Annotated in this window: 18 protein-coding genes; 5 read left to right on the forward strand and 13 right to left on the reverse strand. The window is 49.3% G+C overall.

Translation table 11 applies throughout. The annotated features are described in order from the left end of the window. On the forward strand, nt 1–185 hold a 185-nt coding region (locus tag L2I46_RS26230), incomplete at its 5' end, for a hypothetical protein (protein WP_236948343.1). A 195-nt stretch (nt 186–380) separates the two neighbouring features. On the opposite strand, the gene L2I46_RS26235 is transcribed toward L2I46_RS26230, so the two are convergent. The 13 genes from L2I46_RS26235 to L2I46_RS26300 all read right to left on the reverse strand — a co-directional run bounded on the left by L2I46_RS26235 (nt 381) and on the right by L2I46_RS26300 (nt 13,907). Further along, nucleotides 381–1,880, reverse strand: coding sequence for a helix-hairpin-helix domain-containing protein (locus tag L2I46_RS26235; RefSeq protein WP_004196935.1), 1,500 nt, complete (start codon nt 1,878–1,880; stop codon nt 381–383). 27 nt (nt 1,881–1,907) lie between these two features. Next, a complete protein-coding gene (locus L2I46_RS26240; RefSeq protein WP_032720947.1) occupies nt 1,908–3,641 on the reverse strand; it encodes a PP2C family serine/threonine-protein phosphatase in 1,734 nt (577 codons plus the stop codon). Then, nucleotides 3,641–4,681 (reverse strand): TerY-C metal binding domain-containing protein, encoded by a 1,041-nt coding sequence (locus tag L2I46_RS26245; protein ID WP_004026583.1) that lies wholly within the window; start codon nt 4,679–4,681, stop codon nt 3,641–3,643. The genes L2I46_RS26240 and L2I46_RS26245 overlap by 1 nt, the downstream gene beginning before the upstream one ends. Nucleotides 4,682–4,773: 92 nt before the next feature. Beyond that, nucleotides 4,774–5,412 carry a vWA domain-containing protein gene (locus tag L2I46_RS26250; RefSeq protein ID WP_004026585.1) on the reverse strand — a complete coding sequence of 213 codons (639 nt, stop codon included), beginning with the start codon at nt 5,410–5,412 and terminating at the stop codon, nt 4,774–4,776. Continuing rightward, a complete protein-coding gene (locus L2I46_RS26255) occupies nt 5,413–6,054 on the reverse strand; it encodes a TerD family protein (RefSeq protein ID WP_004026586.1) in 642 nt (213 codons plus the stop codon). A 24-nt stretch (nt 6,055–6,078) separates the two neighbouring features. Further along, nucleotides 6,079–6,717, reverse strand: a complete 639-nt coding sequence (locus L2I46_RS26260) for a vWA domain-containing protein (protein WP_014386542.1) — start codon at nt 6,715–6,717, stop codon at nt 6,079–6,081. Between the two features lie 479 nt (nt 6,718–7,196). Next, nucleotides 7,197–7,655 (reverse strand): ribbon-helix-helix protein, CopG family, encoded by a 459-nt coding sequence (locus L2I46_RS26265; RefSeq protein ID WP_004026591.1) that lies wholly within the window; start codon nt 7,653–7,655, stop codon nt 7,197–7,199. 2 nt (nt 7,656–7,657) lie between these two features. Further along, complete coding sequence (locus tag L2I46_RS26270; RefSeq protein WP_272909879.1) at nt 7,658–8,881, reverse strand: DUF4236 domain-containing protein; 1,224 nt, start codon at nt 8,879–8,881, stop codon at nt 7,658–7,660. A 10-nt stretch (nt 8,882–8,891) separates the two neighbouring features. Beyond that, on the reverse strand, nt 8,892–9,848 hold the full coding sequence (locus tag L2I46_RS26280; protein WP_065813318.1) for an HpcH/HpaI aldolase/citrate lyase family protein: 957 nt from the start codon (nt 9,846–9,848) through the stop codon (nt 8,892–8,894). Next, nucleotides 9,848–10,927 carry a cysteine protease StiP family protein gene (locus L2I46_RS26285; protein WP_065813317.1) on the reverse strand — a complete coding sequence of 360 codons (1,080 nt, stop codon included), beginning with the start codon at nt 10,925–10,927 and terminating at the stop codon, nt 9,848–9,850. Before L2I46_RS26285 ends, L2I46_RS26280 begins: the two co-directional genes overlap by 1 nt. A 1-nt stretch (nt 10,928) precedes the next feature. Next, on the reverse strand, nt 10,929–11,702 hold the full coding sequence (locus L2I46_RS26290) for a hypothetical protein (protein WP_004181732.1): 774 nt from the start codon (nt 11,700–11,702) through the stop codon (nt 10,929–10,931). Then, entirely contained in the window at nt 11,695–12,837 is a 1,143-nt protein-coding gene (locus L2I46_RS26295; RefSeq protein ID WP_065813322.1) for a phosphoribosyltransferase domain-containing protein, read from the reverse strand. The genes L2I46_RS26290 and L2I46_RS26295 overlap by 8 nt, the downstream gene beginning before the upstream one ends. A gap of 11 nt (nt 12,838–12,848) precedes the next feature. Then, nucleotides 12,849–13,907, reverse strand: coding sequence for an ATP-grasp domain-containing protein (locus L2I46_RS26300; protein ID WP_065813316.1), 1,059 nt, complete (start codon nt 13,905–13,907; stop codon nt 12,849–12,851). Nucleotides 13,908–14,217: 310 nt separating this feature from the next. Here L2I46_RS26300 and L2I46_RS26305 point away from each other — a divergent pair, with 310 nt between their 5' ends. From L2I46_RS26305 to terC, 4 genes are read left to right on the forward strand one after another with little or no spacing between them, the layout of a single operon-like run. Then, complete coding sequence (locus L2I46_RS26305; protein ID WP_065813315.1) at nt 14,218–14,802, forward strand: TerD family protein; 585 nt, start codon at nt 14,218–14,220, stop codon at nt 14,800–14,802. After that, a complete protein-coding gene (gene terA, locus L2I46_RS26310; protein ID WP_025368659.1) occupies nt 14,799–15,950 on the forward strand; it encodes a tellurium resistance system protein TerA in 1,152 nt (383 codons plus the stop codon). Before L2I46_RS26305 ends, terA begins: the two co-directional genes overlap by 4 nt. A 22-nt stretch (nt 15,951–15,972) precedes the next feature. Next, nucleotides 15,973–16,428: a tellurium resistance membrane protein TerB gene (gene terB, locus L2I46_RS26315; RefSeq protein WP_004026604.1), complete on the forward strand. Its 456-nt coding sequence runs from the start codon at nt 15,973–15,975 to the stop codon at nt 16,426–16,428. A gap of 23 nt (nt 16,429–16,451) precedes the next feature. Further along, complete coding sequence (gene terC / locus L2I46_RS26320; RefSeq protein ID WP_012540178.1) at nt 16,452–17,492, forward strand: tellurium resistance membrane protein TerC; 1,041 nt, start codon at nt 16,452–16,454, stop codon at nt 17,490–17,492. Nucleotides 17,493–17,515 lie beyond the last annotated feature (23 nt).

Consider the following 17,515-nt stretch of genomic DNA (forward strand, 5'->3'; position numbering starts at 1 on the left):
TTGAATGGGTTCATGTGCAGCTCCATCAGCAAAAGGGGATGATAAGTTTATCACCACCGACTATTTGCAACAGTGCCGCTAAAATTAAGGTCATGTTTAAAGGTGATTGTCTCATTCTGCTGAGGTATCTTTCGCCAGACAACTACCAAAATTCCGTTTCTGGCCCAGAGTGGCCTGTCAGGTGAAGTTGAGCTCTGCGCTGCAACAATGTCAGGTCAGGGTTAATGTAAAGCTAAATTTCATACCAACAAAGACATCCATTACCCCACAAATACCCCTGGAATAAGCCCGGCTCGTGCAGCAGGGCTTATCTGATTTACATACCAAAACGCCTGATAACGTTTTACCTCACTCCACCTTTTGCTGGTGATGAATATCAGTTAATTCACCACGAGTTGTACCACTACCAGCCGTCCACCATCCTCTGAAGAAAGGATGAACTGGGTGTTGTCCTCCAGCAGCAACTTTTCACCAATGCCGACCGTTTTCCGATCGGGAAGTGATATGAGCCCGCTAAGCCCCTCGTTAACCAGCCACCACTGGTCATTATGGAAGACGAAATAACCAACCCTTTTCTTCTGCTCATCGGTGGTTCGTTCGTTAGGAGCAATCAGTCGGTTGACGTGCCATGCATATAATGACTGACCGCTCCACACCATAAGCCGGTGATCATCTGGCCTGAAAGTTCCAGCCTTTCTCGACGAATACAGATTCAGGATGGGGAGTTTGCCTTTGTACGGTGTACCGCAATAGGGACAAACGGGTTTGGTCTTGCCATTGAAAACGTACCATTTCTGGTCACAATCATTGTTCTGGCATGGCTGGATGAGATCAACGGTTTTTACCAGGGCGCTCTCCCATTCATCGGCTGTCGGGCGCTTCGACGGATCATGCAACCCGTCAATAAAAGCCCGGTCGAAGAGAGGTTTCAGGTAGGGCCCCATAATGGTGTACGGGATTTTCTGAGGATCTGCCCACGGGAGCGAAAACGATGAGACCTGATTAACCTTAACTGCATTGCTTCTGTCAGTCGGGTGTTCGATAAAAAGTGCCCGCTCTCCCATGGAAAGCGCCTCATCCCTGACCTCATCATCGATATCGTGAATTTTCCCTCCCCGTAACGGGTGCCGGAAAAGAAGATACATGTAAATGAGTACCGAAAGTGCATGCCGGTCAGTAGCGATACTCGGCAATACGCGGCGGGGATCGTCTTTGGGGAGATGGCTTGTCTTCACCACTTCCGGGGCAATAAAATCAGGTGTACCAACCACGTCTGGAGGATATTTTCCCGGAACCACCAGCCCATCAACATCAATAATGCATGCGTGGCCCAGTTCCGGATCTATCAGCACATTTTTATAACTCAGGTCACTATGACACAGGCCCGCAGCATGCATTCGTCTGACTGCACGCGTTAGAAGGATGCAGACCTTCAGATAGTTAAGCGTATTGCCACGTTCACGCGGATCCAGAAATTTATTCTGATTGTTCGCGCTGGCAAACCATTTCCCTTCCTTTTCTCGTCCTTTGATCCCGAGGAAATCATTGTTTTTGGAACCATATCGGAAGAAGAAATGCTGCTGGTAAGCAGGTACAACAATACCCACCTTATCAGCGTGCTCAACCACATCAGTGGGCCAGCAGAAGAGACCTTTCCAGTAATCTCCACCCGTCTGCTCAAAAATATTCTGCCGGTACCTCCCGGTGATCATGTTGATACGTTCCCGGGCCTGTTCATTCTGCGGTTTATGGTAGAAGGCTACGACATATGATTTATCCGGAGAAAAATAAACGTCTTTCATTGAGCCAGAGCCGATGACTTCATCGACATACTGAATGGTTTTCCCATCCTTAGTTTTGCATGTAATTATATTTGCCATGAATAGCCACCTGCTATCGCATTAATTTCACCAGAGCACAATGATTGTGCGATCATCGTGATTTCCCGGAGAGAAAAAGTTAAGCCACTCCACCAGTTGTGCCGAGGCATGTTCAGGGTCTGTGAGTAGGGGAGAGAGCTCGGCCATCAGCCTGTCCCATTTTTGTGGATTCTGAAGCCCGTTATCCGTCTCAAACCAGGGATCGGAAACACCATCAGTCATCAGAACCAGATGCGATATGTCGTTCCACTTACCGATACTGATACGTTTACTGAATCCGGCATCACTGACGGCATCGGCATCCAGAAACCGCGTCTGACCTGCATACTCTCCGCTATCCGGTGTCCCCAGCACTCTGACTTTGCCAGCAGGTCCATATGCAGCTATCGCACCGTCACCTAACCAGAAAGACGCGGCAAACAGATCGGCACCGTCGCGAAAAGTGACGGTCGCGAGTAAAGTTGTTGAGAATGACTTTACTTTATCTTCAGCCAAAATTGCGGCACTGCTGATATTGTTTACGGCCAGTACCGCTGCCTGTCTGAAGTGGTGGTTCATAAACTCCCATACTGCTCGCTGATCTTCACTGTTCCAGCGAAGGACCCTGTTTTTGATCTCAAGCCCTTTTTCAGTCTTGAACTGGTTGAAGAGATAGTTACCAACGGTTTCAGAAACGATACGGGAGCCTTCCCGGGAATATTTAGCGCTCCCCGCGCCATCAGCTACCAGTAATACACTCCATCCGGATACATCACTGAAGTTGAGGTAATAATCGTCGTCACGAAAAGAGCCTACATGTTCATGGGAGCGTCCACGACGGCTTGCTCCGGCAATATGAATACCTGACCGACAGACACTCTGGTGGTCGATACTCTTCTTGTAGAATGGTGCATCAGAAGGCGGGTCAATCACTTTCCAGAGACTTTTCGGATCAGGGTTCACGACAAAAAGTAACTTTTTTTCATTATCACGATGTGAGCTGCATGACCATTTCACAGTCAGTTCAAAGTCTCCGCTCTGCCCTGGTGTCCCCTGGAGGCGTCGCTCATTGATATCAAATATCAGCCCTATGTCCTGAGAGAAGTTAACCTCCGTGATCTCTGCCTCAACACCTGTATCGGTCGCTATTTCCAGTCGAACATCGTAGGGTTCACCTGCCCGTGCATTTGGCAGCATGATAAACACCTCCGGCACTTTTCCGGGGGCAGGGGATGTTTTATTCTCCACTCTCTGAGGTACTTCCCCGGGCCGTAAAGCACTGACTGCGGAGTCAGCTGAAAGGTTGTCAGAAACAACCGGACTGGTTTTATCCATGTCTTCTGGTTGCGCCGTGACGGAAGCCTCAGTCTGTAAGACCCCGGTTGCATCAGGAACTTCTTCAGTGTGTCCCTGAACGCCTTCTGACGCTGTATCATCCACCATTTCACTATGCGCTTCCTGCTTATCATTTCCCTGAAGTGCAGTAGCGGCATGGACGGGTTCAATCTCAGGTCGATCAGCTTCGCTTTCACCCGAGTTTTGAGGTGGGAGGATATTGTCAGAAAAAGGCTGGGTAAGACATTCTGAAACTGTTTGAGTGTTCTCCGCCGGTATGGCTTCGCTTGCACAGTGTTGAATGACCGTTTCTCTCAGCTGCCGCACAGCAAGGGCAACATCAGGTATGTTACCAAGACAGCATACTTTATCAGCATCAGTCGGTTCCCCTGATGCCTCCAGAATGAGAGCAATAATTTTATGTTCAGGTGTAATGAACTCGCTCATTAGCCGCGTCCTCTGCTAACGTTAAAATCTGAATTTCCACCCTCGCTCTGAAAGGACAAACCTTTCCCACACCATGGGCAGTTCACATCATCAGGCCCATCAATACAGAGAAGTTTTCCGCAGGTACACATCGCAAAAGCACTACTGTTTCCGCAGTGTGGGCACCCTGGTACGCCATGGAGTTCACTGGTGTTTATCTGCGCCCCGGCTACGGACATATCCGTCCATGAGAAGTAATCTTCATCCACAGGATAACAACCAGCAATGTTGAAGCTGTTAAGGTTTAGATCGAAAGCGAGGCCCGATACCCTGGCTGGCGGACGCTCATACTTAATCAGATAGGGTCGACGGGTTTTACTGCAACGCCCGGTTAATACCACACAGTTTTCATCGTATGCACGGGCTGTGTCATCTTTGGCAAGCTTGACGATATAGTCAGTTTGTTTCAGGGGCGGCTGAGAATCCTCGCCAACACTACGACTGTGAGCTGTGACTGAAGCTGTGATCCACTGGATAAACCGCGAAAAATCGCCTTCCTGATTTTCGGTAAACGATAAGACGTTTTCAGTCAGTTGCCTGAGTACACTGAGATCAACTGATGGTCCGATCCCCACAGCAATCATATTCACTTTTTTTGCGTAAAATTCGTTCCAGCGCTTAACCTCAGCTGAAATGTCATCTGTCGGTCGGCCGTCAGTAAGTAAGTAGACAACTGGCTTCCAGTCACCTTTTTCTTCCAGCGTCGTTTTTCGGACCTGAGAATCTATTTGTGTTGTCAGTTCCCGTAAGGCAGTCGCGAGGTTAGTTCCTCCACCAACAGGAAGGCGAGGGGGATAAAAAGACACAATGTCATGTAACGGGACAATCGTTCTGGCAATACCGGCAAAGGCAATTACTGACACCCAGACAGTCTCCAGAGCATGAGGGTCCTTACGCAGATCGCTCACAATCTTCTGCAAGCCATCATTCATCCTTTTCAGGTTTTCACCAATCATGGACTCAGAACAGTCCAGAACAAAAAAAACGGGAAGTCGTCTCACAGGAAACTCCCTCATAGCAAAATGTGACGTCCATAGCAGAGATGGACTTTATCGGTATACGGCAGGGTTATTCCCTGCCATACCGGCGTAAGTTACAGAACAAGCTGGATTTCGGGTGGTGGTGGTGGAAGTGTGTCCGAATCAGTAGTGACTCCGGCACTGGAGCTTCCTGAAGCCACGCTGGCACTGACCCATTTGAAAAAGCCTGAAAATGCGGTCGAATCCAGTGTTTCAAGAGCCACAACTTTGTCAGTCAGTAGTTTCAGATGTTCGTGTCCCGCTTTAGGGCCAACAGCACAGGCTATAATGGAACCAAACGAACGCCGCTGAACCTCTTTAACAGCTTCCCCATAAGCCCAGGCATCTGACGGAGTACCATCTGTCATCAGAAACACCAGCGGTCTCCAGTCGCCTTTCTGTTCACCATCAGAGCGGCGAATATCCCGGTCGACACACTGGATCAGACATTCAAGCGCCGCGCCGGTAAAGGTGCCGCCCGCACTTGGTACTTCTATATCAGAAAACTGAAAGTCAGCCAGGGCAGTGAGGGGAACATACTCCCGGGCTTCATTATCGTATGTAATTATTGAGATATGGACGCTTTCAAGCGCATAAGGGTCCTGTCTCAGGGCACTCAGCATAGCCTGCACACCCACATTCACTGAATGTATCGATTCTCCTCTCATTGAGCCGGAAGTATCGATGAGCAGATATACGGGTAGTCTTCGCATTTAGATATAGTTCCTCAGATGGCTTACGAACGAATCGGAGGTGGAAGGCTCGCCTATCGCATTCAGTTTCCAGCCACTGGATTCCCGGACAAGCTCAGCAAAGACCATCGATCGCTGACCATTAAAGGCTACACCGCCGGAGAGGTCAAAGCGTGCCATTTCCACATTTTTTCCGTCTACCGCCCGGATAAATGCATTTTGCACTTTTCCAAAGTGCTGCTGTAATTTTTCGCCGTTGTAGATCTGAACAATAAAGACAATTTTTTCGTACTTCGGATCGATGCTGTTTAGTTTTACGATAATTTGCTCATCGTCTCCGTCACCGGCACCTGTCCGGTTATCGCCGGTCAACCAGATCTGCCCTGATTTATGGCGAAGACTGTTGAAGAAGACAATATCGCCGTTAACCAGTGTCGGCTTACCATTTTCAACATTGCCAAGATCAGTCACTTTACCGGCTGCGTTGCAGAGAAAGGCAATAACATCGAGGTCATACTCCTCCTCTTTTTTGCCAAAAATTCCGCCCAGGAACCCTTTTTTCTCTTCATTGATGTCCCAGCCAAGACCTATCGTGACTGAGGAAAGATCGAACTCATTTTTACGCAGGCTGACGCCTTGCCCTTTCCGTAAGCTGACAGTCATAGGATCCTCTCTTAAGTTAATTGCTTATAAAACCACGTTTACTTCTGGCGGCGGTGGAGGCAAATCATCAAGACCGATAACTTCTTTTTTACCGGCATCGACTTTCTGGCTACCTACGGAAACACTGGCAGACACCCATTTGAAAAAAGCTTTGATGGAAGAGCTGTCGGCAGTGTCCAGCTGGAGAACAATCTCGGTGATCTCCTTAAGCACATCCGTATCTGCATCATGCCCGGCAGCACATGCGACAACTACCCCTTTTTTGGCTGCTTTGAATTCATTAAGTCCTTTACGCCAGTCATCAGTAGGGCCACCATCCGTCATCAGGAAAACGAGTGGACGCCAGTCGCCTTTTGTCTCCGCTGTCGTTTTCTGAACTTCTGAATCAATTCGGTTTGCAGTCAGGGATAAGGCTTCGCCCAGAGCGGTAGTTCCGCTTGCCGAAAAAGAGGGGAGATTGAAACTGAGGAGATCTGTAAGAGGTACGGCCTGACGTGCAGTAGAATCGAAAGTAATGACAGAGACATATGCAGTTTCCAGTGCATAAGGATCCTGCTTCAGGGTGGTCAGTAGTGTCTGGACACCATTTTTAACTGCCTCTATAGGCTCTCCGTGCATTGAACCTGATGTATCGAGAAGCAGATAGACGGGAAGTCTTCTCATCTTAAACTTTCCTTAATGGTTGATGGGGGAGCTCATTTCCTGAACATGGTTTTATAAACACTTCATATCATATTACTAAAAACAAAGGCATATAGTTAGTTCAGCAATCACAAAGTGAGATTTTCACGTTGTTTCAAACGCGCGAGTTGGTTGAACAACAATACAAATTTGCAATATTTCAACAATACGATCCCCGCCATTTTTAGTAGGCATTCGCCATATTGATAACCCGTCGCCGGGAAACTGGACAGGTCATAATCTATATAAAATATGGTTTAACGTTTTTGCATTTAATAATACGGCGACGATGGTTAGTTAAAAGAAAACTAATAAAATAAAACACAGGGATTATTTATGAATTAAGAATCTTTATTTTATTAATTTGCTTTTTATCTGTAGTTATACAATAAACACCTGTTGGGAAAATGGTAAAGATTGCCGATTAGTGGAGTGAGAACAACCACCCCACTAATATTCTGCTATTTCTTCATTTCATTGATAATTTCATCAATTTTTAACTCTACTAATTTTTCTACTGCCTCGCTTCTTGATGTACCGCTTAGCGCAGCCAGTTTGTCAATTTTGCGAAGAACACGGCGTCTTATCGACAGGGAAACGGAAGTTTTTATATCCTTATCCAGTACCACCCGTGCCCCCTGGTCATGTGTTTTTAAATCAGAATTAAGGTCCAGCGCCTCACTCATTCTCTTTAGTGTTTTCTTATCCAGTAATCCGGAGTGTACCATCTGATAGGAGTGGCCAGCCTTACTGTATTTAATTTCAGCAGCGTAAGTTTCCCTCAGCTCTTTAAGCGCCCGGCTTAGTGTCGGCTCAGAACAGGCCAGCGTCGCGGTGATGGATTGCGCCGATACAGGCTTCCCTGAGCCAAGTATGTTAGCCAGGGTGTAAACTCTTTCCTGTCTGGTGTTTAATTGCATATTCAGTCGGTACCTGCCATCTGGGTCAGTGGTTCTATAGGCTGAAAAATGTAAGTTGAACTCATTTTCCTGATCAGACCTCGATCACCCAATGCTTCAATAGGGTCAACGCCACGCAGATTCCCGAAGTTGATTAGCTCGATTTCAGAGCGGCGTACCCGCCAGGAAATAATGTACTCATCTTCAAGATATCCAGTGCGTTTACTCACCCGCTGAGTGAAGCCTGAAATGACGGCCTGTTCAAACGGAAGCGTCTGAAAAACGATTGCTGCTAATCTCAGCAGGCATCCGTGAACGTGTTTAGCGTAACTTTCCCGGACCGCTTTCTGTGTCATGGCTTTTTCATTGATATCAGTTCCCCGGGCATTCACGCTATACACTTTATCAGGCATATCCTCAATCTCAGGTAAATCAACATCAAGCCAGACTGTTGATTCTTCAGGCCGTACCTCAAACGTCACCAGCGTTTCTCGCGGCCATTCTGTTTGCGAGAAAACTTCCTCAAGACAATGTTCAAAGAAGCGGGCGTCAGATCGGAATTGCTCTTTCGCTAAAGCTACAGAGTCCGTGCGATTTTTTTCATGCTCCTGGTACTGATGCTGCCATTCTGCGTACTGCTCAGCCCAGGCTATACGCTGTTTCTCATAACGCTGCTTCAGCAACGCATTTTCACGTTCAATATCAGCGACTGTCACCTGCCACCGCCGAAGATTTTCGTTCTGTCGCTCTTGTCGGGCTGCATCAGATTCAAGCCATCCCCCAAGGAAACCGCGACCGGCATGCTCATCAGGTTCTGGTGGAAGAGGTATATATTCAGGTTTGTTTGGTCGTACCGGCGCAGGAAGAGTGAAACTGCCCTGACGGAGCGCCAGGTACTGTGTCTCGAGCGTGGCCCAGGTATTCCCTCCCTTTGGGGAAGGGGAGAGTTCATGGATATTGGTTATCGCTGTTACGGTGGACATCAGTTTTTCCACCACCAGCTCCAGTTCAGACCTCAGACCGGGATCTGCCTGATGCCTGGTATTCACTCTTTCCCGTGCTGTTCTGTCAATCCGGGTGCGGTAACTCAGTCCCGTTCCGGGAAGGCCCAGGTTGGCAAACGTTCCATTCTTTCCCACTGACAGCGAAGCTCCACGGGGGCCAATACTCAGACTGGGGGCCCCGTTACTCAGGTTAACCCTGACCCCCGGGATAATGCTGATCGATTTACGAAATCTGAATCCCATATATGCTTCCTCAGTGCTGCTTAGAAACTGGAATAAGCCTGATTCCTTCCGGATTTTGCCCCGTAGTCAGACCGTATACCTGTCCCCGTCCCAGGATCCCCTGAGCCCACCGGCGATGGGTGGCCGGTTCACACATCGCTCCCTGAGATTTGAAGACTGCCTGGGTGGAATTCAGAATTCGTAACGCATCTGAATGCTCACCAGGAGACACTTTAAGCGCCTCCTCTATGACACTAATCTGATCAGGATGAATGGCCGTTTTACCCACCAGCCCATGGGCGATATCCATAGAGAGTTCTCGTCCCAGAACGCCGTGATCGTCGATGTGTTCGCATACTGGTGCGGTAAGCGCAAAATCACGAGGAGCGAATACTGACACAAGCATTTTTATGACATAACCCATAGGAGTGTCATAAAGGGTCAGATCCCGTGGCCGTCGCAGAGACACGACGTTCATGAGATCGTTTCCGCCGATCCGCAAAGCGATTATGCGGTCACGGCAGTCATGACTCGAAAGTTCATTTGCCAGCGCCTGCATTTTAATAACATCATAGACTTCTTCGGTTTCAAGCGTTGGCATCATCATCAATGATGTTCCTGCCATGATGTCCCACCAAACCGGGAGCGTGGAAAGGGTGAATTTGGGCAGTACAAAACCATCAACTGCACTCAGGTCGAAATTAGTCGTTAACCATCTCCCCATATCAGGGTGACGTGGGCGGATAAATACCAGTGGGTACTTCTCATCATCGTTGACGGCTCTTGCGTGTCTCAATTGCTTCAAAAACAGCGAAAGATTCTGAATCGCAAGAGGGATGTCATGCTCGCTGACCGCATCTTCCAGGCAGACAACCAGAGAGCGTAGCCCCGGTATTTTCCCTTCCAGAACGACCTCAGCGATATCCTTGCGTGTGGCAGGCATATACAGCGTGGCACCGAGTTCCCATGGGGTGGGTTGTTTTTTCATCAGCGTACCTTTTTGATAATGGTAACCGCACGATACTGACCGAGCGTATCCCCGGCTTCCGTCACCTGGATACCTTTCTCTTTTGCCAGCCCAACCAGAAGAGAAACATCCGGGTCATCCATCTGGCGAACAAAAACATGATCAGGTACACGACGCAGAACCGCCCGCGTCGCTTCAGCGATACCCGGCTTAATGCGGTTAATGCTGTCCACCTCATAACGCGCAGCAAGGCTCTGGATAACTTTTCTGCTCAGCTGCCAGCGTGCGGCATTTTTCCCTGCGTCCCAGTCAGAAGCGGGAAGGGGTTTACCGTCAAGCTGTTCACGGAAATGTGCTACCGTATCCACCAGCATCTGGCTGCATTCAAAAGACTGAAGGTGATCGCAAACCACACAGCCATGCAGGCCTTCTTCGGCCCAGACAGAGCGCGAAATCAGACCCGAGACAGGCGCGCCCATGATACCGAACGGGATAAGCCAGTCATCGTCACTGGCAGCAAGCCAGGCACATCCGCAGGGGTCAGCCAGCACAACCAGTCGAGGCTGCTCCGGATAACCGGGACGGTCCTTCAGTGTGCGGGATAATTCGCCGGTAATAGCTCCTTTTCCCGTCCAGCCGTCGACAAACACTATGCCACCAGTACCATGGCGTGATTCGATAAAATCAAGCGCCGCAGCATCAATACCCCTGTCGCGGATAATGCTGATCCCGTAGTGGAAAGACTGTTTTCCCATCGCACGCAGAGCCTGATGCAGCATGACCCCCAGTGGAACACCAGCTCTGACCAGGCTGACCAGGACAATGGGTTCATCGCCAGCACGACGGGCCAGTTCACGAGCAAGATAAGATACCTCCCGTGCCAGACGTGCAGCTCCCGAGTCAAGCGCACGGGTGAAAAGATCCAGGTGCCAGCGGGTCGGCTCTGGTTCCTGGCTTAACATGTCGGAATAATGCATTTTTCCTGACTGAATCAGTTCTTCCTTCAGGTCAACCGGTGTCATCTCCATGACAATGGGTTTCAGCAAAAAGTGAACATCGTCCGGTTTATAGGAACCAGAAAACGGGGCAAAATGCGACATCTTATTGCTCTCCAAAAATACGCTGTGATATGGCCTCGGCAAACTGACTCTGGCGTGGAAGACCAAACCAGCTGCAGAGTTTCATGAACCGATGGTCGCTCAGGCTGTCACCCAGCCCCATCACCGGGAAAACCCCGCGCTCCTGACGCAGTTTCTCCAGCAACCATGAAACGGCCAGCCCTTTTTCTACCGGGCAGGGTAACCAGGCAATGTTGTTGCTGTTACGGTGGATGTAAAACCCTTCGGTCGAAAAAACGCGCTCAATCTCATCCCCGACAGCGTTCAGTTCATCAAGCTTCGTGCTGTCGCGGTGCTTCATGACCAGATACACCGGCGTACCCTCATATTCGTAGTTGAGGCGTGCCCAGGCATTAATGCCTCGCGCATCCATGAGCTCGGTGATGATATGTTGCATTGATGTTAAGCGGTCGGCGTAGGAGGACAGGCACTCCAGCATATGGGCTTTCCAGTCGCTGTCTGGCGTACCATCTGGACGAAGGATCACCGCGCCATGAGTGGTCACGGCCCAGGAACGGAAGGGGATCTGTACCCGACTGATTTCTTCCGTACCTCTGGCCGTCACCGGAATGAGGTCCGCATGTTCCAGCAACCAGTCCACCAGCATGGCCTGCTCTTCGGTCATAAAACTGCGAGGCGTGAGGCTGCGATCCAGTGCGCCGGTCCGGAACGGTTCAAGGGCAAGTTCATCAACCATTTTTCGGCGGGTCTGGAACAGGGTGTCATCGAGGTCGCTGAAGACGACGGGCTTATTCATAGGTAATCACCTCTACGGTGGGAGCAACAGCGGAAAGCGCCTCAAGCAGCCGGGGGTCCACGCTGGAAGCTGGCGTTTCGCAACAAATCAGGATCCGGTCAAACTGCTGATGAGCAACGTTATAGACATAATTTGGAATACCCAGTCCGTAGTTATCGCTGAAAGCAATGGCGGACTGGATAGCATAACCAGTGGAAATCGGTGAGCGGGTCGTCGAACTGAACACGACCTGAGCACCTGCCGCTTCAAGTCGCTCAGCCAGCAGGAACGGCTCCCAGACAAATTCACCGGTGCCCAGTACCAGAATGTTTTCACCATGCGAAACCTGAACCTGGAGACCCAGGTCACTCGCCGGTATCTGCATCCCGAGTCGCCCCCAGGATTGTTTGCCTGTGATCGGGACGTTCCCTCTGGAGGTCACATTTACCTGGGGCATGACAGGAAGCGGGGCATCCGGTTCGGGTGTCCAGCGCCAGTTGCCGGAGATGAGCGATACTGTATGTAGGGGCAGGGGGCTGTACTGACTGAGTGCTTCTCCGCTCCAGTCAGTCAGCGTGACAGCAATAACCCGTCGTACCTTCCGGAGTGCACCCGATGCACGTAATGAGGCGAGAAGATTGAGGAACGTTTTCCCTGTCGTGGCTTCATCATCCACGAGCACTAATGTTTGTGCCTCCGCTACGGTTTTCCGCATGGCCGCAGAAACTGGATAGTAGATCAGGTGGTCTGTGGCATGGCTGTGCTCTTCTTTAAACTCGCACAACAGTTCGGCATCGACCGGATGGCGGGTTGATGTCAGATAAACACAGTCAGGGTGATGCTTGCGCACCTCATCAAACACTCCCGCCCCGAGGCCGACAGCCGTCTCAGCCATCCCGATAAATACCACCGGCCCGTCCAGAGTCCCGGGAAACTTCTCCGCCAGCTGTGTATAAACATTGCGCATGACCAGAGGAGAGACAGGAATATGTCGACCCAGCACTTTACTGACAAACAGAAATGCGCGTTTTGGATTCCGCCGTTCGGCGATATCAAAGAGATCAGTAAGAGGATAATCGGTTTCCTCGCTGCTTACCTCAATTCGCCCACAGGATAATGTCTTTTGATAAACGAAATTACCATCAATTGCTGACATATCTGCCTCCATTAATCAATTCTGTTGGTCAATGATGCCGGATAGAGAATGACATCGGTGACAGAGCGGACGACTGCAGGTGAAAAATCAGTTTTCGCTGACTGCCTGACCTGATCATCATCCATCAGCCCAAGTGTATGGAAGGCATACAGACCCGGAAGATTCACGCCACTGTACCGCGTATAACCAATACCTCCTGAAGGCCGCATGTTAATTTCCAGCAATAGCGGTTTGCCTTCGGCATTATGGCGAGTCTGTACATTGACCATGCCGTCTGCGTTCATTAGGCGGGCGCAGTTGATGGCAAGTTCAATCGCTTCCCCTTCATTTTCCAGATACTGAAGCACACCTTCTTTACGCCGCCCGATAGCGGCCAGGACCGTGCCTTGACTTACCACCATATCCACAGAGTATTCTGGTCCGGGTAAATAGGGCATCAGTACTTGTGGAGTAAAGCAGTCCATCCGGGCATGAGCAGCCAGAAACTGTGATGGGTGGATAACACGGCTATCAGGATTGTTGAGAAAAGCTACCGGGGAAACATTGTCATCAAAACGCCAGAATCCCATGCCATAAATGCCTGTAACAGGTTTAATGCAGAGGCAATCAGAAGGGAAAGGGGGATGACTCAGCAGAGTACGAAGCTCGTCTACATTTTTTACCCGAACCGACGGGACAACCGGAAGTCCATTTTTTTCCATAAACTCGGAAAAAGTAACTTTTTCATCGGCTAATTCAAACCAGTGAGTCCCCGTTGACCCGGTAGTCAGGTGGATACCAGAACGTTGAATGTTTTCCCGGTGGCTTTCAAACCATTTACAGTTGCGACCAGTATGTATCGCATTAATACCATGAGCACTCGTAATTGAATGGATAAATGAAAGGCGTTCTTCTTCACTTTTTGGTTCGAGCATTGAAAAATCGGAGACTGACAAGATCTCATTTCTATCATTGCGATGAGACGAAAAAACAACAATATTCTGATTTTCCTTTTCCGCAAATGATTTTACCCCAAGAACAATGTCTCGCTGGGAAGATAGTCCTTCCATAAACCAAATTTTCTTAGTCATGTTTTATAATTGTCGCCTGATGAGAGGATGGTCGTTTTATGATACTTGAGTCTAAGAACACCCACGCACCGTGTCAATCATAATATGATAAACACTGTGTGTTTTTGAATTTCTTAAAAATAAAATAATAATGATATATATCAAAAGCATACTTGAGAATAAAATCAGTAGTGACAATGTAATGAAACGTAAATTATGAAAACCTACCAGTTTTTATCTTGCGGGTGAACTTTGTCATGATATGATTTTGATGTTGCTTCACTGAATATGAATTTTAAAAAACCTCAGTCAATACCTTTAAGGAATGAATATGGTTTCTTTAAGTAAAAACCAGACGGTATCACTCAGCAAACAATCCACTGCTCTCAGCCAGCTTCAGTTCGGCTTAGGTTGGGATCCTGTTAAGAAAAAGGGATTATTTGGCAGCTTTTTTGGTGGCAATGATTCCATAGATCTGGATGCAGGTTGCGTTCTTCTGGATGTGGCAGGTAATAAAATTGACACCATCTGGTTCCGTAAACTGAAATCCAGCTGTGGTTCTGTCGTCCACTCCGGCGATAACCTGACGGGTGAGGGGGATGGCGATGATGAAATCATTCGCGTCGATCTCACAAAATTGCCGGCAAATGTTGAATACCTCGCCTTTACCGTGAACAGCTTTCGTGGGCAGTCCTTCAACGATGTCGATAACGCCTTCTGTCGCGTCGTGGATCAGACCAATAAGGAACTGGCCCGTTATCAGCTGACGGAACAAGGTGCTCATACGGGTATCATCATCGCTTCCCTGCGCCGCAACAACGGAAACTGGGATTTTACCGCCCATGGTAAAGCAAGCGGTGGCCGCACAATCGACGATATGCAATTCGATATCGTAAGTACGGTGGTTAACGTATGAACCTGACACCGGGGGGCAATGCCCCTTTAATAGCTCAGGATCTCCGCGTGAGGGTCATTTCTGGGGGTCCTGTTGACGCTTCGGCGTTTCGATTATTCGCTGACGGGAAAGTTCGGGGTGACAGCGATATGGTCTTTTACGGGCAACCCCGTAATGAAGATGGTTCCATTAGCTTCAGTGCTGAAGGGACCAATAGCGTTTTCACCGTTGATCTGTCCCGCCTCAAGCCCGACGTGCAGAAAGTCGCCTTCACCGTTACCTGTGACGGCAGTCATACAGTTTCCTCCCTGAATCATCTGTCCATACAAATTGAAAGTGGCAATACCTCGCTGATCAGTGGTCAGGTAGAACTGAGTGGCCGTCAGGAAGCCGCTCTGATCCTCGGTGAAGTCTATCGCAGGAATGGTGACTGGAAATTTCGTTTTATCGCCCAGGGCTTCAATGGCGGCCTGAAACCTCTCGCTGAGTACTATGGCGTCAACGTCGCGGATGAGCCAGCTCCAGTCACTCCGCCACCAGCGCCTCCGGCTCCGCCTAAAGTTAGCCTGAGTAAAGTTTCTCTGACAAAAGAGAAGCCTGCCATCAGCCTTGCCAAAAAAGACAATTTTGGTGAAATCCGCATCAATCTGAACTGGCATCGTGGCTCGGGTTCAGGCGGGTTACTCGGCGGTATGTTTGGTTCGAACAAAGCGATAGACCTGGATCTCGGTGCATTCGTTGAGCTCGCAGATGGTTATAAGTCAGTTGTTCAGGCACTCGGTAATGCTTTTGGTAACTATCACTCTGAGCCATATGTTCAACTGCAGGGTGATGATCGTACCGGCGAGGCTCTGGATGGGGAATGGCTACACATCAATGGCCGCGAATGGAAAGAAATTCGCCAGGTACTGATATATGCCTTTATCTATCAGGGCGTGCCCAGCTGGGACAAAACCGATGGCGTGGTGACATTACATGTTCCTGAGCAACCACCGATTGAATCACGTCTGACTGAAGGTGATAACAAACGCACGCTGTGTGCGATTGCCCGTCTGGTCAACGAGAACGGTTCCATTCGTGTGGAACGTATTAACCAGTACTTCAGAGGCCAGGAGGAAATGGACCGCGCTTTTGGCTGGGGGTTTCGCTGGTCCAGAGGTTCCAAATAAACGCAATGATGAGGGTATGAGAATGAGTTTTTTCGACAAAGTAAAAGGGGCTTTGACCTCGGGTCGTGAGGAATTGACCCGCCAGGTAGGCCGTTACAAAAACAAGAAATTTATGCAGGGTACCGTCGCGGTATGCGCCCGTATCGCTGTTGCCAGTGACGGTGTCAGCTCCGAAGAAAAACAGAAGATGATTGGATTTCTGCGATCCTCAGAAGAGCTGAAAGTCTTCGATACAGCAGAAGTTATCGAATTTTTTAACAAGCTGGTGACCAGTTTCGACTTTGATCTGGAAATCGGAAAAGGCGAAACGATGAAATATATCCTCGCCCTGAAAGACCAGCCAGAGGCAGCTCAACTGGCTCTTCGTGTCGGTATTGCTGTCGCTAAAAGTGATGGCAACTTCGATGATGATGAGAAGAGTGCTGTCCGTGAAATTGCCCGTTCGCTGGGTTTCGACCCGGCTGAATTTGGCCTCTGATAAACAACGGATAAAGGTACGATATGGTTTCCACTCACATCGGTTTTCCGGCTGAAACAGTGACGGTCTTTGTTGCTCTGTCGGTCGGCGCCATCTTTATTGACCTGTTCATGCACCGACATGACAAGCCAATTTCCCTCAAAAGCGCAGCCTTATGGTCCGTTTTCTGGGTTGTTGTCGCGATGGCATTTGCCGGTTTCCTGTATGTGCATCACGGTGCCGAGGTTGCCAGCCTGTTTGTCACGGGTTATGCCCTTGAGAAGGTGCTGTCAGTTGATAACCTGTTTGTCATGATGGCGATTTTCTCATGGTTCTCAGTTCCGGACCGTTACCGTCACCGGGTTCTGTACTGGGGGATCATTGGCGCTATCGTCTTCCGGGGGATTTTCGTTGCGATCGGTACCGGTCTGCTTAGCCTTGGCCCTTATGTCGAGCTGATCTTTGCCGTTGTTGTTGCCTGGACTGCGGTCATGATGCTCAAAGGCGGTGGGGATGATGACGAAATTGAGGATTATTCTCAGCACCTTGCTTATCGCCTGGTTAAACGCTTCTTCCCGATTTGGCCGAAACTGTCCGGACATGCATTCCTGCTGACACAAAAAGAAGTGGACGCCGAACTGGCTAAGCCAGAAAACAAAGACGTATCTGTAGGGCGACTGAAAAAGGCAGCGCTTTACGCCACCCCATTGATGTTATGTGTGGCTGTAGTGGAACTCTCTGACGTAATGTTTGCCTTCGACTCTGTCCCGGCCATTATTGCAGTCAGTCGTGAACCTCTGATTGTGTATAGCGCCATGATGTTCGCAATACTGGGCCTGCGTACTCTGTATTTCGTACTGGAAGCCCTGAAACAGTATCTGTCCCAGCTGGAGAAAGCTGTTATCGTCCTGCTGTTCTTCATTGCGTTTAAGCTGGGTCTGAACGCTACCGATCACATCTGGCACCATGGTTACAGCCTGTCTGCGACCACCAGCCTGTATGTCGTACTGGGTGTACTGGCTCTTGGTATTCTGGCCAGTGTCATCTTTCCGGAAAAGCCGGAAGCTGAAAATAAAGAAAGCTGATCTCAGCTGATTAATGATTAACG

The organism is Klebsiella sp. 2019SCSN059 (assembly GCF_021739525.1).
Taxonomy (GTDB): domain Bacteria; phylum Pseudomonadota; class Gammaproteobacteria; order Enterobacterales; family Enterobacteriaceae; genus Klebsiella; species Klebsiella quasipneumoniae.

Excerpts from the sequence above, each read along its gene's own strand:
- L2I46_RS26295 (WP_065813322.1), bottom strand. The coding sequence starts at position 12,837 with ATGTCAGCAATTGATGGTAATTTCGTTTATCAAAAGACATTATCCTGT.
- L2I46_RS26240 (WP_032720947.1), bottom strand. The coding sequence starts at position 3,641 with ATGAGCGAGTTCATTACACCTGAACATAAAATTATTGCTCTCATTCTG.
- L2I46_RS26290 (WP_004181732.1), bottom strand. The coding sequence starts at position 11,702 with ATGAATAAGCCCGTCGTCTTCAGCGACCTCGATGACACCCTGTTCCAG.
- L2I46_RS26235 (WP_004196935.1), bottom strand. The coding sequence starts at position 1,880 with ATGGCAAATATAATTACATGCAAAACTAAGGATGGGAAAACCATTCAG.
- L2I46_RS26300 (WP_065813316.1), bottom strand. The coding sequence starts at position 13,907 with ATGACTAAGAAAATTTGGTTTATGGAAGGACTATCTTCCCAGCGAGAC.
- terA (WP_025368659.1), top strand. The coding sequence starts at position 14,799 with ATGAACCTGACACCGGGGGGCAATGCCCCTTTAATAGCTCAGGATCTC.
- terB (WP_004026604.1), top strand. The coding sequence starts at position 15,973 with ATGAGTTTTTTCGACAAAGTAAAAGGGGCTTTGACCTCGGGTCGTGAG.
- L2I46_RS26305 (WP_065813315.1), top strand. The coding sequence starts at position 14,218 with ATGGTTTCTTTAAGTAAAAACCAGACGGTATCACTCAGCAAACAATCC.
- L2I46_RS26270 (WP_272909879.1), bottom strand. The coding sequence starts at position 8,881 with ATGGGATTCAGATTTCGTAAATCGATCAGCATTATCCCGGGGGTCAGG.
- L2I46_RS26255 (WP_004026586.1), bottom strand. The coding sequence starts at position 6,054 with ATGACTGTCAGCTTACGGAAAGGGCAAGGCGTCAGCCTGCGTAAAAAT.
- L2I46_RS26285 (WP_065813317.1), bottom strand. The coding sequence starts at position 10,927 with ATGTCGCATTTTGCCCCGTTTTCTGGTTCCTATAAACCGGACGATGTT.
- L2I46_RS26250 (WP_004026585.1), bottom strand. The coding sequence starts at position 5,412 with ATGCGAAGACTACCCGTATATCTGCTCATCGATACTTCCGGCTCAATG.
- L2I46_RS26260 (WP_014386542.1), bottom strand. The coding sequence starts at position 6,717 with ATGAGAAGACTTCCCGTCTATCTGCTTCTCGATACATCAGGTTCAATG.
- L2I46_RS26280 (WP_065813318.1), bottom strand. The coding sequence starts at position 9,848 with ATGAAAAAACAACCCACCCCATGGGAACTCGGTGCCACGCTGTATATG.
- terC (WP_012540178.1), top strand. The coding sequence starts at position 16,452 with ATGGTTTCCACTCACATCGGTTTTCCGGCTGAAACAGTGACGGTCTTT.
- L2I46_RS26265 (WP_004026591.1), bottom strand. The coding sequence starts at position 7,655 with ATGCAATTAAACACCAGACAGGAAAGAGTTTACACCCTGGCTAACATA.